This window comes from Actinomadura sp. GC306 (genome assembly GCF_004348665.1).
Classification (GTDB): Bacteria; Actinomycetota; Actinomycetes; order Streptosporangiales; family Streptosporangiaceae; genus Spirillospora.
Genome location: NZ_SMKM01000035.1, coordinates 1 through 13,601, shown reverse-complemented (window position 1 = coordinate 13,601; position 13,601 = coordinate 1). Strand labels below are relative to the sequence as shown.

The following is a 13,601-nucleotide window of genomic DNA, read 5'->3' as shown; positions in this document are numbered from 1 at the left end:
CGGCATGGAGAAACTGGAGACGAGGGAACGCGCCCGGTCCCGGGTCGCGGTGCGGCGCCTCCCGCTGCTCGCCGGCGCGCTGCTCGGCCTGGTCGCCGGCCTGTGGGGCGCCCTCGGGCTCCTCGGCCTCGACGTCCCGATGCCGCGCACCGCGTTCGCGCGCGAGCACGGCGCGCTCATGGCGCTGGGCTTCCTCGGCACGCTCATCTCCCTGGAACGCGCCGTCGCCCTCGGCCGCCCCTGGGGGTTCGTTGCCCCCGCCCTCGCCGGCCTCGGCGGCGTCACCACCGCCCTCGGCCTGGGGATCATCGGCAAGCTCCTGCTCACCGCGGCCGGCGGCTGGCTCATCGCGATCTACATCGCGGTCCTCGGCCGCCGCACCGGCCGCGACCTGGCCGTGCAGACGTCCGGCGCGGTCGCCTGGTACATCGGCGCGCTGCTGTGGCTGTCCGGGCGGCCGGTCGGCGAGATCGTCCCGTGGCTCGCCGCGTTCCTGGTCCTCACGATCGCCGGGGAGCGCCTCGAACTCGCCCGCGTCGCCTTCCTCGGCCGCCGCGCGTCCGACGGCCTCCTGGCCGCGGCGGCCCTCGTCGGCGCGGGCGCCGCCGCCTCCACCGCCTGGCCGGACCCGGGGTGGCGGCTCACCGGGCTCGGCATGGCCGCCCTCGCCGGCTGGCTCGCCGTCCACGACATCGCCCGCCGCACCGTCCGCTCGACGGGCCTGCCCCGCTTCACCGCCGCCTGCCTCCTCGCCGGCTACGCCTGGCTGGCCTTCGCCGGGACGGTCTGGCTCGCCGCCGGACGCCCCGCCTCCGGCGGGCTCAACGACGCCGCCCTGCACGCGGTGTTCCTCGGCTTCGTCATGTCGATGGTCTTCGGGCACGCCCCGGTCATCCTGCCCGCGGTCCTGCGGGTCCGGCTGCCTTACCACCCCGTCCTGTACGCGCCGCTCGTCCTGCTGCACGCCTCCCTCGTCGTCCGCGTCGCCGGCGACCTCGGCGGATCCGGTGCCCTGCGGACGGCCGGCGGCGTCCTCGGCGAGGCGTCGCTCCTGCTCTTCGGCGGATGCGCCGTGGCCGCGTCGCGCCTCCTGCGAAGGGAACCCTCATGACGTCCATCGGCATCCGCCCCAAGCCCACCGGGACCGAACCGCCCGCCCGCCGCCCGGCGCGCTCCACCTGGCACGCCGTCGCCAACGGCGTCGTGCTCGCCTGGCTGGCGCTGACCGCCGTGGCCGCCCTCGTCCAGCACGACCTGCCGGTGCCCCGCTGGCTGCTCATCCACCTGTTCCTGCTCGGCGCCGTGACCAACGCGATCGTCACCTGGACCGAGCACTTCGCCACCGCGCTGCTGCGGATCCCGCCGCCGCCGCGCCGGTGGCCGCTGGCGCGGCTGGCGATCCTGAACGCCGGGATCGCCGCCGTGCTCGGCGGCGTCGCCGGGGGACTACCCGCACTGGCCTCCGGCGGCGCCTCCGCGGTCGTGCTGGTGGTCGCCGCGCACGTCGCGGTCATCGCCGTGCGCGGCCGCGGTTCCCTCGGCGGACGGTTCGCGCACGTCGTCGGCTGGTACGTGTGGGCCGGCGTCGCGCTCGTCGCGGGCGGGACGTTCGGCGGCCTGCTGGCGTCCGGCCGCGTCCCGGCCGGCTGGCTCGCGCCGATGCGGGCCGCGCACGCGCACGTCAACATCCTCGGCTGGGTCGGGCTGGCCGTGCTCGGCACCCTGTTCACGCTGTGGCCGACGGTCCTGCGCACCCGGATGGTGGACGGCACCGGGCGGATCGCCCGCTGGTCGCTGCGCGCCGCCGTGCCCGGCCTGGCCGTCGCGGTCGGCGGCCTCCTCACCGACCTGCGCTGGCTCGCCGCCGCCGGGCTCCTGCTGTACGCCGGGGCCGCCGCGCTCGCCCTCGTCCCGTTCGTCCGGACGATCGCCCGTCGCCGCCCGCACACCCCCGCGTCCTGGATGCTCGCCGCGGGGACGGCCTGGTTCGCCGTGACCCTCGTCGCGGACGCGGCCCGGCAGAGCCTCGACGGGCTGCTGCCGCTCGTCCTCGTGGGCTTCGTCGGGCAGACGCTGCTGGGCGCGCTGACGTTCCTGCTCCCCGTCGTCCTCGGCGGCGGGCCCGCCGCGCTCAAGGCCAACGCCGCCGTCATCGAGCGGCTCTGGCTGCCGCGCGTCGCCGCCGTCAACGCCGCGGTGCCGCTGCTGGTGCTGCCCGTCCCCGGGTGGCTGACCCGCGCCGCGTGGATCGCCGCCATCGCCGCGCTGGGCTCGTTCGTCGTCCTGGCCGCGGCGACCGTCGTCCGCACCCACCGCCCGTCGCCGGTCATCGCGGGCATCACCGCCGGAGTCCTGCTGACCGCGCTGGCCGCCGGGGTCGCGGCCGGGAGCGCGGACCGGCCCGGCTCGACCGTCGCGGCCACCGGCACCCGCACCGTGGACGTGGCCCTCGCCGACATGCGCATCCGCCCCGGGACGATCGAGGCCGCCCCCGGGACGCGCCTCGTCCTGCGCGTCACCAACGAGGACGCCATGCCGCACGACCTGCGCCTCGGCACCGGCCAGGCCACCCCGATGCTCGGCCAGGGCGAGACCGCCACGCTGACCGTCCCGCCGCTGGAGGAGTCGGTCGACGGGTGGTGCACCGTCCCCGGCCACCGCGCCGCCGGGATGACCATGCGGATCGAGATGACGGAGACGCCGGAACACGCCCAGCACGGCGCCCGGCAGGGGACGCAGCACGGCGCTCATGAGGGCACCGGCCCGCTCGACCTCGCGGCCCCGATGTCGCCCGAGTGGCGCCCCTACGACGCCGTGCTCAAGCCCGCCCCCGGCGGCAAGGACCACCGCGTCGAGATCCGCGCGACCGACCGGGAACTGGAGGTCGCCCCAGGCGTCCGCCAGCAGATGTGGACGTTCAACGGGACCGTCCCCGGCCCCGTCCTGCGCGGCAAGGTCGGCGACGTGTTCACCGTCACCTTCGTCAACGACGCGGCCATGGGGCACGGGATCGACTTCCACGCCGGGTCCCTCGCACCCGACGTCCCCATGCGCACCATCCAGCCCGGCGAGCGCCTCACCTACCGCTTCAAGGCCGAGCACGCCGGGGCATGGCTGTACCACTGCTCGACGATGCCGATGCTCCAGCACATGGGCAACGGCATGTACGGCGCCGTCATCATCGACCCGCCGGACCTGCCCCGCGTCGACCGCGAGTACGTCCTCGTCCAGGGCGAGGTGTATCTCGGGCGGCCCGGCTCGGCCGAGCAGGTGGCGAAGATGCGCGACGGCCGGCCCGACGCGTGGGCGTTCAACGGCACCGCCTCCGGCTACGACCACGCCCCGCTGACGGCCCGCGCGGGCGACCGCGTCCGCGTCTGGGTGGTCGGCGCGGGCCCGTCGACCGGTACCGCGTTCCACATCGTCGGAGCGCAGTTCGACACCGTCTACAAGGAGGGCGCCTACCTCCTGCGCAAGGGCGACGACGGCGGCGCGCAGATCCTCGACCTGGCACCGGGCCAGGGCGGCTTCGTGGAGGCGGTCGTGCCGGAGGCCGGGCACTACCCGTTCGTCGACCACGACATGCGGCACGGCGAAGCCGGCGCGCACGGGATCCTGAAGGTCACCGGCTGAGCCGGCGGACGACCGGGTCCCCCTCCGCCGGGGGGCCCGCCAGCTCCACCGGGATCAGCTTCGTCACCCCGGCGATCGAGCACGTGCGCCGGACCATGCCGTGCTCCGGCAGCCGTATCGACAGCCGGATACCGGCCGCCTTCGCCAGGACGCACGTGCGCAGAATGACGTTCAGGCCGCTGGAATCGCAAAAAGTGCAGTCGGTGAGATCGAGGATCAGCGCACCGACGCCCTCGTCGAGGAGTTGGCGCGACAATGCGTGCAGTTCGGCACAGTTTCGGACATCCGCCTCCGCCGGAAAGAGCAGAGTCGCGTCCTGGCCCGTGCGGCGGACGGTCGCACCGCCCGAAGTGGTGAACTCCATGGTCGCCTCGCTCAAGGTCGAGAACGGAGTGCCGCGCTAAAGCCGCGCCAATGAGGACTGTCGAGCATTGCCCTAAGTGGACCGAATCCAGGATCAATCCACAAGCGGCGGGAAGTCAAACCCTGTTCAAGACTCCGAGGGTATTGTCCGGCCGTAAATCGCCGACGCCGGATAACGCCCTCGTCAGGCGGCGCCGTGGCAGGGTTTGACGAGGTTGTGGCCGGTGGCGGTCGGGCCCGCGGTGAAGTCCGTGATCGTCCGCACTCCGGTGAACTCGCGCTCGTCGGGACGCGTCACCACCGACTCGCGGTACGCCGCCGCGTTCGGGGTGCCGGAGAAGTCGCCCGCCTTCCGGGGCAGCATCCCCTCGTAGTCGACGGTGGTGACCTGCCCGAGCGCCTCGTACACGCCCTGGCGGGTCAGGTCGCCGTTCGCCGCGGCCTTCTCCAGCACCGCCTTCAGCGGGTACGAGAAGGCCCAGCCCGAGGTGAGCGTGTCGTCCGGCTGCACCCGACCCAGCGCCAGCCGCATCGCGGTGTGCCCGGGGGAGTCGGTGGAGAACGTCTTCCACGGCGCCACCAGCATGTAGCGGGCCTTGAGCGCTTCGGCCGCCGGGCTCTTCAGCAGCGTCTTGACCCAGGTCGGGTTGTTGCCCATGAAGCGGCCCCGGTAGCCCGCCGCGACGGCCTTGCCGACGATCTCCGCGGTCTCGGCGGGGCCCACCGTCAGCATGACCACGTCCGGCTGCCGCTGCACGATCGTCCGGACGGCCTCGGCCTGCTCCGCCGCACCCTGCCGGGTCTCCAGCTCCGAGAAGCGCAGGCCGCGCGCGAGCGCGGCGAGCCGGGCGCCCGCCGCGCCCTCGGCGCCGTAGTCGCCCGCGTAGTAGACGGCGAGCACGCTCTCGGCCTCGAACGCCTCCACGGCGTAGTCGATCGCGTTCATGGACTCGAAGCAGTACGAGGCGCCCGACTCCAGGATCACGTCCTCGAACTCCCACCGAGAGGGGTACGACGCCGGCACCGCGACCATCCGGGCGGCGCGCAGGTCGTCCAGGATCGCCTCCGTGGTCGGCGTGCCGAGGCTCTGCGCCAGCGCCAGCACCTTGTCCTTGATCTCGGTGTACACGCGGCGGTGCACGGCCGGGTCGTACTCGTTGTCGCGGACGTAGGTGTGGACGTCGATGTCGTAGCCGCCGATGCCGCCCTGCCGGTTGACGCGGTCCCAGAACGCCTTCTGCGCCGTCACCATCGGCACGCCGAGCCCCTTGAAGGGCCCCTTGGTCAGGTCGGAGATGATCCCCAGGTAGATGCAGCCGTGGTCGCGGTTCACCGCGTTGGGGCAGGGCTCGGCCGTGACCCCCGGGACGGCCGCGGGGGCGGCCTCGTCCGCCGTGAAGCCGCAGCCGGCCAGCCCCGCCAGCAGCGCGGCCCCGGCGAGCAGGGCCCGGATCCGGGGCCGGTCAGAGCGCACGGAGACCATTGATCACCTCTTGCAGGATGCGGACGTCGGGGCGGCCGGCCGGCGCGGCGGCGCTCTGCACCTCCAGCAGCCCGCGGTCCAGCAGGTCGCCCACCAGCACGCGGATCACGCCCAGCGGCAGCCGCAGGGCCGCCGACACCTCGGCCACCGACACCGGGTGGATGGCGAACTCCAGGATCCGCTCGTCCTCGGGGCCGAGCGTCGCCGGATCGGGCATTGGCACCTCGGCGGTCACCACGAGCGTGATCAGGTCGAGTTCGCGGGCGCGGCGGCGGGACCTGGTGCGGCCCCGGGTCACCGCGAAGGGACGGACGACGGGCCCGGCGTCCTCGTCCGCCCAGAGTTCGTCGGGATGCGGCCGGCGGTCCCGGCCGGGACCCGCGGGTCCGCCCGGCACTTCGCGGGCCATCACGGATCGCCGTCCCCCGGATCGGCGGCGCGGCCCCGCTGCCAGCCCCGCTGCACCGTGGACATGAAGTCGCGCGCGGCCTCCGGCGACCGCTCCTCCCGGACGGGCCCGGACGGCTCCGCCCGGCCCTCGGCGCCGCGCCGCAGCTGCGGCGCCAAGTGCGTCTGCCGGCGCCGGACGGGCAGGTCGGACGGGGGAGTGACCAGCGCGAGGTGCTCGCCGGGCGCCAGCCGCACCGGGGCCGGGGCGGGCGCGGAGTCGGGCGCGGAGCCGGGCGCGGCCCGCCCGCCGCCGTCGGTGGCCGCGTGGTCGCCGGACGGCTCGGGCGGCCGCGCCACCAGCTCCCGGGGGATCAGCGCGATCGCCGTGACCCCGCCGTACGGGGACGGCCGCAGCGTCACCTTGATGCCGTGCCGGGCCGAGAGCCTGGCCACGACGAACAGGCCGAGCCGGGCGCTGTCGTCCAGGTCGAGCTCGGGTGCGGTGGCCAGCAGCCGGTTGAGCTCCGCGAGCATGTCCGGCGCGATGCCGAGCCCGCGGTCCTCCACCTCCATCACGAACCCGTGCGCGACCTCCTGCCCGCTCACCCGCACCGTGGTGTTGGGCGGCGAGAACACCGCCGCGTTCTCGATCAGCTCGGCGATGAGGTGGATGGTGTCGGCGACCGCGGGCCCGAGCAGCGCCGCCCGGCCCATCGGCGCGACCTCGACGCGGGTGTAGTCCTCGACCTCGGACGCCGCGGCGCGCGCCACGTCCACCATCCGGACCGGGTCGGCCCAGGTCCGCCCGGACGGCCGGCCCGACAGGATCACCAGGCCCTCGGCGTGCCGCCGCATCCGGGTCGCGAGCGCGTCCAGCTCGAAGAGCCGCTCCAGCTCGTCGGGGTCCTCGGTGTCGCGCTGCATGGTCTCCAGCATCCGCAGCAGCCGCTGGAGCAGCGACTGGTTGCGGCGGGCCAGCGTCACGAAGATCTCGTTCAGCCGCCGGTTCGCGCGGGCCTCGTTCGCGGCGGCGCGCACGACCGCCCGCCGGGTCTGCGCGAACGCCCGGTCGATCCGGTCGACCTCGGTCACCAGGAACCGCCCGCCGTCGCGGCCGTCGCGCCCGTTCCCGTCGTCGCCCGCCGGCAGCTCCTCGGGCAGCTCCTCGCCCCGCCGCGCCCGCTCGTTGATCAGCGGCAGCCGCTCCCGCGCGAACTCGTCGACGGTCGCGGCCATGGCGCGGCTCTCCACGATCAGCCGGCGGCCGGCCCGGACCGCGATGAGGATCGCGGCGAGCACCGCGAGCAGCCCCAGCCCGCCGGTCAGCGCCAGCCGCAGCAGGACGGCGTTCGCCTCGTCGCCGGCCCGCCGGGTGTTCTCCGCGCGGATCCGCGACGACAGCTCCGCGAGCTGGGCGTCCACGGCCTCGGTGGCGGTGTGCCAGGCTCCGACGTCCACGCCCGGCCGCCCGCGGGACGGGCCGCCCTCCATGAGCCGCCGCTGCAGGTCCTCGAACCGCCGGAACTCCGGCCCGGACACGATCTGCTCGTACCGCACCCGGTAGGAGCCCTGGAGCTCGCGAGCCGCGTCCCCGTACAGGAACCGGTGCGCCCCGGCGAACTCCACGAGCTGCAGGTGCTCGGCCCGGCTCAGCCGCCCGGCGGCGAGCGCGCCGGTGACGAGCGCGTCCTCCCTGGAGAGGTTCTCCCGGGCGTTCTCCAGCGTGCGGAGGACGCGGTTCTGCCGGACGAGGGCGGGGTCGAGCGAGTGGACCTCGTCGTAGATCTCGGCGGCCATCTCGATGTACTCGGTGTACCGCGCCATCGCCTCGGCCCGTCCGACGCCGCGGTCGTCGACCTCGGCGCGCAGCGGCTCCAGCCCGCCGAGCGCGTCCGCGAGCCGGGTCATCCGCTGCCGCGTCACCGGACGGGTCGCGCCTCTGATGTCCTCGTCCTCCGCCGAGGCGCGGAAGGCCGCGTTCGCCCGGTCGGTGGCCTCCCGCTGGGCCTCGAACCCGGCGCGGCCGATGGTCGCGTCGTCGCCCAGGGCGGACAGCGACATGCGCCGCTCGTCCTGCAGCGCGGCGATGACCGCGTCGGTGGGTTCGAGGACCTTCGTGGTGAACGTCTGCGCCCTCGCCTGCCGCAGGCTGTCCTGCAGGGAGGTGGTCGCGGCCATGCCCCACAGCACGACCAGCGCCGTGACGGGCGGGACGAGCAGCAGCACGATCCTCGAACGGACGGACCTCGCCCGGCCCCGGAGCATCGCGGGCCGCCTACTCCAGAGACGGCGCCTCATGCCCGGGGTCCCCGGTGCTGGGCAACGCTCATGAGGACCTCCGTACTGCTGTGACCCAGGTCACTCGATGAGGCAGGACGCTACTACACGCCCCTGAGACACTCGGGCGATCTGCCTCACCGGTGTGAATTGTTATTTATGTGTGATTTCTGCGTCCAGGGCAAACCGCGGACCTGTGCCGGGTCGGCGGCCGGTAGATCTTTCGTTCTCGCTGGTCAGGGGCGTTATGTGGGGTTTTGTGTCGCTTCGTGGGGCTATGGCCCCTCTCGACATCGTCTAGAAGCGAAGTGATGACCATGGCGGAAAACGGCACGGATGGCAATGGCCGGGCTCTCACCGACGACCTGCCCGTCGACCAGCTCAAAGACGCCGGACGGGAGCTCCTCCAGGCGCTCATGGTGAAGACGCTTAACGGGGCCAGCGGCAAGCTCCAGGACATGACCGAGCGGCTCACCGACGCCGCGGACGGGGGCGCCGGCTCGAAGATGGCCGCGGCCGGCGTCAAGAAGCTCGCCGAGGGCCAGTCACCGCTGAAGGCGGGCCTCAGCGCCGGAGCGACCGGCGCGAAGGAGAAGGTGAAGGACGCCGTGAGCTCCATCGGCGGCGGCGACGGCGGAGGCGGCGGCGAAGGGAAGGGCGACAAGAAGAAGGTCACCAACATCGTCGAGCAGTTCGACGTGGGCATCCCCCGCCGGGTCGCCTACGACCAGTGGACGCAGTTCGCCGACTACCCGAGCTTCACCAAGAAGGTCGAGAGCGTCGACCAGGAGTCCGACGAGAAGCTCAACTGGCGGGCCCAGATCTTCCTGTCCCACCGGAGCTGGGAGTCCACGATCATCGAGCAGGTGCCGGACGAGCGCATCGTCTGGAAGTCGAAGGGCTCCAAGGGCTACGTCGACGGCGCCGTGACGTTCCACGAGATCACGCCGACGATGACCCGGGTCATCCTCGTCGCCGAGTACCACCCCGACGGCTTCTTCGAGAAGACCGCCAACCTCTGGCGCGCGCAGGGCCGCCGCCTCCGCCTGGAGTTCAAGCACATCAAGCGGCACATGATGACCCGCACGCTGCTCGACCAGGAGGAGATCGAGGGCTGGCGCGGCGAGATCCGCGACGGCGAGGTCGTCAAGAGCCATGAGGACGCCCTGAAGGAGGAGCAGGAGCAAGAGCAGGAGCAGTCCGAGGCCGACGAGCAGCCGGAGGACAAGTCCGAGGACCAGCCCGAGGGCAAGTCCGAAGACGAGTCCGAGGGCAAGTCCGAAGAGGAGTCCGAGGACCAGCCTGAGGACCAGTCCGAAGAGCAGCCCGAGGGCAGCGCCGAGGAGCAGCCCGAGGGCAGTGCCGAGGAGCAGTCCGAAGAGCGGCCCGAGGAGGAGTCCGAGGAGCGGTCCAAGGAGAAGGCGGAAGCCTCCGCCTGACCTCGCCTTGACGTTTCCGCAGGTGGAGCCCGGGTAGCGGCGGCCCTTGAGGGGGAGTGATGGAGAACAACGCGTCCAACGGAACGGAGCCGGAGCGCTCCGGCCAGGAAAGCGGCGAGACCAAGGCCGTCGAGCCGCATGCCCGCGGCGAGGGCCCGGACGTCCATCTGGACGTGCCGCTGCTCAAGGTGGACGAGATCTCCTTCGAGGTCGAGGACCTGGAGGCGCACGTCTCGCTCGTCGCACAGGTCCTCGACATGCTCAAGCTGAACGTCGGCGCGGACGTCACCCTCGGCAGGGTGAAGCTGGAGATCAAGGGCGTCGAGGCCCAGGCGCTGCTCAACGTCCGGCTCGACAACGTCGCCGTCATCGTCGACCGCGTCCTCACCACGCTGGACCGCAACCCAGAGATCCTCCAGCACATCGGCCGCGGCTTGGAGAGCGCCACCAGCGACATCGGCTCCGGCGCGGGCAAGGCCGTCGGCGAGATCGGCGAAGGCGCCGGCGGCGCCGTAAAGGACGTCGGCGAGGGCGCGGGCGGCGCGGTCAAGGACGTCGGCGAAGGCGCGGGCGGCGCCGTAAAGGATGTCGGCGAGGGCGCCGGGGGCGCTGTGAAGGACGTCGGCGAGGGTGCCGGTGGCGCGGTCAAGGATGTCGGCGAGGGCGCCGGCGACGCGGTCGAGAACGTGGGCGAGGGCGCCGGCGGCGCTGTAAAGGACGTCGGCGAGGGTGCCGGTAGCGCGGCCGAGAACGTCGGTGAAGGCGCGGGCAGCGCGGCCGAGAACGTGGGGGAGGGCGCCGGTAGCGCAGCCGAGAGCGCGGGTGAAGGAGCCGGGAGCGCGGCTAAGAGCGCGGGCGAAGGCGCCGGGAGCGCAGCCCAGAACGTGGGGGAGGGCGCGGGGAGCGCGGCCGAGAGCGCAGGTGAAGGCGCTGGCAGTGCGGCCCAGAGTGCCGGCGAAGGGGCCGGTAGCGCGGCCGAGAGTGCTGGCGAAGGGGCCGGTAGCGCGGCGAAGGACGCGGGCGAGGCCGCCAGTGACGTCGGTGACACCGCAGGGAACGCCGCATCAGGCGCCGCGGATGGCGAGCAGGAGCAGAACGCCGGCCAGGACTCCGACGCCGACCAGAAGCCGGCCCCACCCCGCGACAACGGCAACGGCGACAACGGCCACAACGGCGGCAACGGCAATGGCGGCGGCAACGGCAATGGCAACGGCGCCGGTTCGGAGTCGACGGCGCTTCAGGACGCGCTGCAGGAGACCGAGCAGTCCGTGCGCGAGCTGGGCAGGGCGCTGTTCCGGATGTTCTCCCAGCCGTCCCGCCCGTCCGGCGGCGGCGGAGGTGACTGATCATGGCGAACGATGACCGGCGTCCAAGCGAAAAGGTCCGGCGAACGGCCGACATCCTCTTCATGGCCCGCGTGAAGGCCGCCGAGATGCGCTTCGAGGTGGTCCCCGAGAACGCGGTGGTGTTCACCGGTGACGCCGACGAGGAGTCCGCGTCCGGGAGCGACCGGACGAACCTCCCCCGTCCGGTCAGGGAGAACGTGACCTACCGCGACGTCCAGATCGACTACGCGATCGCCGCGAAACTGCAGCAACCGGACTCTCCGGGTGATGACCTTCAATCGGGGTAGCGGTTGCCACATGGGCAATCTCACTAAGGCAGTGATCGCCGGTGCCGCGGGAACCACCGCGCTCAACGCGACGACCTATCTCGACATGGCCGTCCGGGCGCGCGGAGGCAGCAGCACCCCGGAAGACACCGTCCAGAAACTCGCCGACGAGGTCAACATCAGCCTCGGCGAGGAGGACGAGGCGGAGAACCGCAAGCAGGGCCTCGGCGCTCTGATGGGCTATGGAACGGGGATCGGCGCGGCCCTGTGCTACGCCGCGCTGGCGAGTCGGCGCGGCGGCACCTCGTGGCCGGTCGGGGTGCTCACCCTCGGGACGTTCGCCCTGCTCGGGTCGAACGTCCCGATGACCGCCCTGGGCATCACCGATCCCCGCGCTTGGTCCGTCTCCAGTTGGGTCTCCGACATCGTCCCGCACATGATCTACGGTGCCGCGGCCTATGCCGCCTGGGAGCAGATGCGCTGACCCTCCGGCCTCACCCGGCGGGCCTGGCCTCCAGCACCATGTTGAACATGTTCTCCGCCGCGCGCCGCACGCTCCCGAAACCGGCCTCGTGGAGGACCTGGCGCAGCCGCGCCTCGCCGGCCAGGGCGCCGAGGGCCATCCCGACCGGCTGCGACAGCGAGTTGGCCGTGCACAGGAACGTCGAGGCGGCGTAGTTGAGGCCGGCCGTGGGCACCCGGTCCAGCGTGGACGGCAGGTCGTCCCCGGCGACGGGCTCCACGAGCATCAGCGTCCCGCCGGGCGCGAGGGCCGCGCGGGCGTGCGCGGCGGCGCCGACGGGGTCGCCGAGGTCGTGGAAGGAATCGAAGAACGTCACGAGGTCGTAGCCGTCCTGCGGGTAGTCCTGGCAGGAGCGCACCTCGAAGGACACCCGGCCGGACACCCCGGCCTCGGCGGCGCGGGCCCGCGCGGTCTCGATGGACGGCCCGTGGACGTCGAACCCGAAGAACCGGGAGTTCGGGAAGGCGTCGGCGAGCAGCAGCAGCGGCGCCCCGTGCCCGCAGCCGACGTCGGCGACCGTCGCGCCCGCCTCCAGCCGCTCGCGGACGCCGTCCAGCGCGGGGATCCACTCGGCGAGGAGGCTGTTGCGGTAGCCGACCCGGAAGAACCGCTCGGTCGATTCGAAGATCACCGGGTCCTGGTCGGCCCAGGCGATGCCGCGGCCGGTGCGGAACGCGTCCGCGACCTCGTCGACCCGCCGGTGCAGCCCGGTGATCATCGGGGCGGCGCCGATCATGGACGCCGGGGAGTCGTCGGTGGCGAGGACGGCGGCGTGCTCGGCGGGCAGGGTGAACGTGCCGTCCGCCGGGTCGTGCCGGACGATGCCGACGGCGGCCTGCTGGGCCAGCCATTCCCGGACGTACCGGTCCGACGTGCCCGTCAGGCCGGCGAGCCGGGCCGGGGTCACCGGGCCGGCCTCCGCGAGCGTCCGGTAGAGGCCGAGCCGGTCGCCCACCACCATCAGGGCGGCGGTGGCGCCGCCGGTCAGCACCCCGGCGATCCGCTCGGCGAACGCGCCGACCGCGCTCATGTCGAGTTCACTTTCGATGGTCATCGGATCCTCCTTCGTGGTCGTGTCCACGACGATCGCGCGGGACCGTTTCACGGGACATTCACGGCCGCTTCCCCGAAGATGGAGGCATGGCCGACCTGCGCTTCGGCGTCCTCGGGACCCTGGAGGTCCGGCGGGACGGCACACCGGTGGAGGTGCCGCCCGGGCGCCGCCGCGCGGTCCTGGCCTGCCTCGTGGCCCACGTGGGGCGGCCCGTTCCAGGCGACGTGCTCGTCGAAGCAGCATGGGGCGACGAACTTCCCGCCGCCCCGAGGTCCGCGCTGCGCACCGTCCTGTCGCGGCTGCGCGCCCTCCTCGGGGACGGGACGATCCGCGCCGACCCGGCCGGATACACGCTCGACGTCCCGCCCACGACCGTCGACGCCCACCGATTCGAAACCCTCCTCCGCCGCGCGGACGAAACCCCGCAGGACGCGGCCCGCCTCCTGGACGAGGCGCTCGCCCTCTGGCGCGGCCCCGCCTACGCGGAATTCTCCGACCGCGCGTTCGCCGGCCTGGAGGCCCAGTCCCTCGACCGGATGCGCCGGGACGCGATCGAGGCGCGCGCGTCGGCCGCCCTCGCCGCAGGCGACCCGCACGGCGCCCTCGCCCGCCTGGAATCCCTCCTCGCCGAGCAGCCGTTCCGGGAGCACGCGGTGGAACTGCTCCTCACCGCGCTCTACGACATGGGCGACCACACCGGCGCCCTGGCCCGCCTTCGCGAGTACCGCGCCCGCCTGGCCGACGAACTGGGCCTCGACCCGTCCCCGGCCCTGCGCGCCCTGGAATCGAGAATCCTCGCCCACGACCTCCCTCGGCCCGCCCACCGC

12 protein-coding genes are annotated in these 13,601 nt (G+C 73.5%); 7 read left to right on the top strand and 5 right to left on the bottom strand.

Annotated elements, in window-relative coordinates:
* The first annotated feature begins 4 nt into the window (after positions 1–4).
* Positions 5–1,111, top strand: coding sequence for a hypothetical protein (locus E1200_RS08080; protein WP_131951181.1), 1,107 nt, complete (start codon positions 5–7; stop codon positions 1,109–1,111).
* On the top strand, positions 1,108–3,633 hold the full coding sequence (locus tag E1200_RS08075; RefSeq protein WP_131951180.1) for a multicopper oxidase domain-containing protein: 2,526 nt from the start codon (positions 1,108–1,110) through the stop codon (positions 3,631–3,633). Before E1200_RS08080 ends, E1200_RS08075 begins: the two co-directional genes overlap by 4 nt.
* On the opposite strand, the gene E1200_RS08070 is transcribed toward E1200_RS08075, so the two are convergent.
* The 4 genes from E1200_RS08070 to E1200_RS08055 form a co-directional block, all read right to left on the bottom strand.
* On the bottom strand, positions 3,623–4,012 hold the full coding sequence (locus E1200_RS08070) for an STAS domain-containing protein (protein ID WP_131951179.1): 390 nt from the start codon (positions 4,010–4,012) through the stop codon (positions 3,623–3,625). The genes E1200_RS08075 and E1200_RS08070 overlap by 11 nt on opposite strands.
* Positions 4,013–4,180: 168 nt before the next feature.
* Positions 4,181–5,479 (bottom strand): ABC transporter substrate-binding protein, encoded by a 1,299-nt coding sequence (locus E1200_RS08065; RefSeq protein WP_131951178.1) that lies wholly within the window; start codon positions 5,477–5,479, stop codon positions 4,181–4,183.
* Positions 5,460–5,888 carry a DUF742 domain-containing protein gene (locus tag E1200_RS08060; protein WP_131951177.1) on the bottom strand — a complete coding sequence of 143 codons (429 nt, stop codon included), beginning with the start codon at positions 5,886–5,888 and terminating at the stop codon, positions 5,460–5,462. Before E1200_RS08060 ends, E1200_RS08065 begins: the two co-directional genes overlap by 20 nt.
* Entirely contained in the window at positions 5,888–8,095 is a 2,208-nt protein-coding gene (locus E1200_RS08055; protein WP_165950241.1) for a nitrate- and nitrite sensing domain-containing protein, read from the bottom strand. Before E1200_RS08055 ends, E1200_RS08060 begins: the two co-directional genes overlap by 1 nt.
* A 362-nt stretch (positions 8,096–8,457) precedes the next feature.
* On the opposite strand from E1200_RS08055, the gene E1200_RS08050 reads away from it, so the two are divergent.
* Genes E1200_RS08050 through E1200_RS08035 form a run of 4 tightly spaced genes read left to right on the top strand, consistent with a single transcriptional unit; the run spans position 8,458 to position 11,681 of the window.
* On the top strand, positions 8,458–9,585 hold the full coding sequence (locus tag E1200_RS08050) for an SRPBCC family protein (RefSeq protein ID WP_131951175.1): 1,128 nt from the start codon (positions 8,458–8,460) through the stop codon (positions 9,583–9,585).
* 59 nt (positions 9,586–9,644) lie between these two features.
* On the top strand, positions 9,645–10,931 hold the full coding sequence (locus E1200_RS34325; RefSeq protein ID WP_207933236.1) for a hypothetical protein: 1,287 nt from the start codon (positions 9,645–9,647) through the stop codon (positions 10,929–10,931).
* 2 nt (positions 10,932–10,933) lie between these two features.
* A complete protein-coding gene (locus E1200_RS08040) occupies positions 10,934–11,218 on the top strand; it encodes a hypothetical protein (RefSeq protein ID WP_131951174.1) in 285 nt (94 codons plus the stop codon).
* A gap of 10 nt (positions 11,219–11,228) precedes the next feature.
* Positions 11,229–11,681, top strand: coding sequence for a hypothetical protein (locus E1200_RS08035; RefSeq protein ID WP_131951173.1), 453 nt, complete (start codon positions 11,229–11,231; stop codon positions 11,679–11,681).
* A gap of 10 nt (positions 11,682–11,691) precedes the next feature.
* Here the strand turns inward: E1200_RS08035 and E1200_RS08030 are convergent, their stop codons facing one another.
* Positions 11,692–12,774, bottom strand: a complete 1,083-nt coding sequence (locus tag E1200_RS08030; RefSeq protein WP_243708409.1) for a methyltransferase domain-containing protein — start codon at positions 12,772–12,774, stop codon at positions 11,692–11,694.
* Positions 12,775–12,860: 86 nt separating this feature from the next.
* Between E1200_RS08030 and E1200_RS08025 the strand changes: the two genes are divergently transcribed.
* The coding region (locus E1200_RS08025; protein WP_207933235.1) for a BTAD domain-containing putative transcriptional regulator at positions 12,861–13,601 on the top strand (741 nt) is incomplete at its 3' end.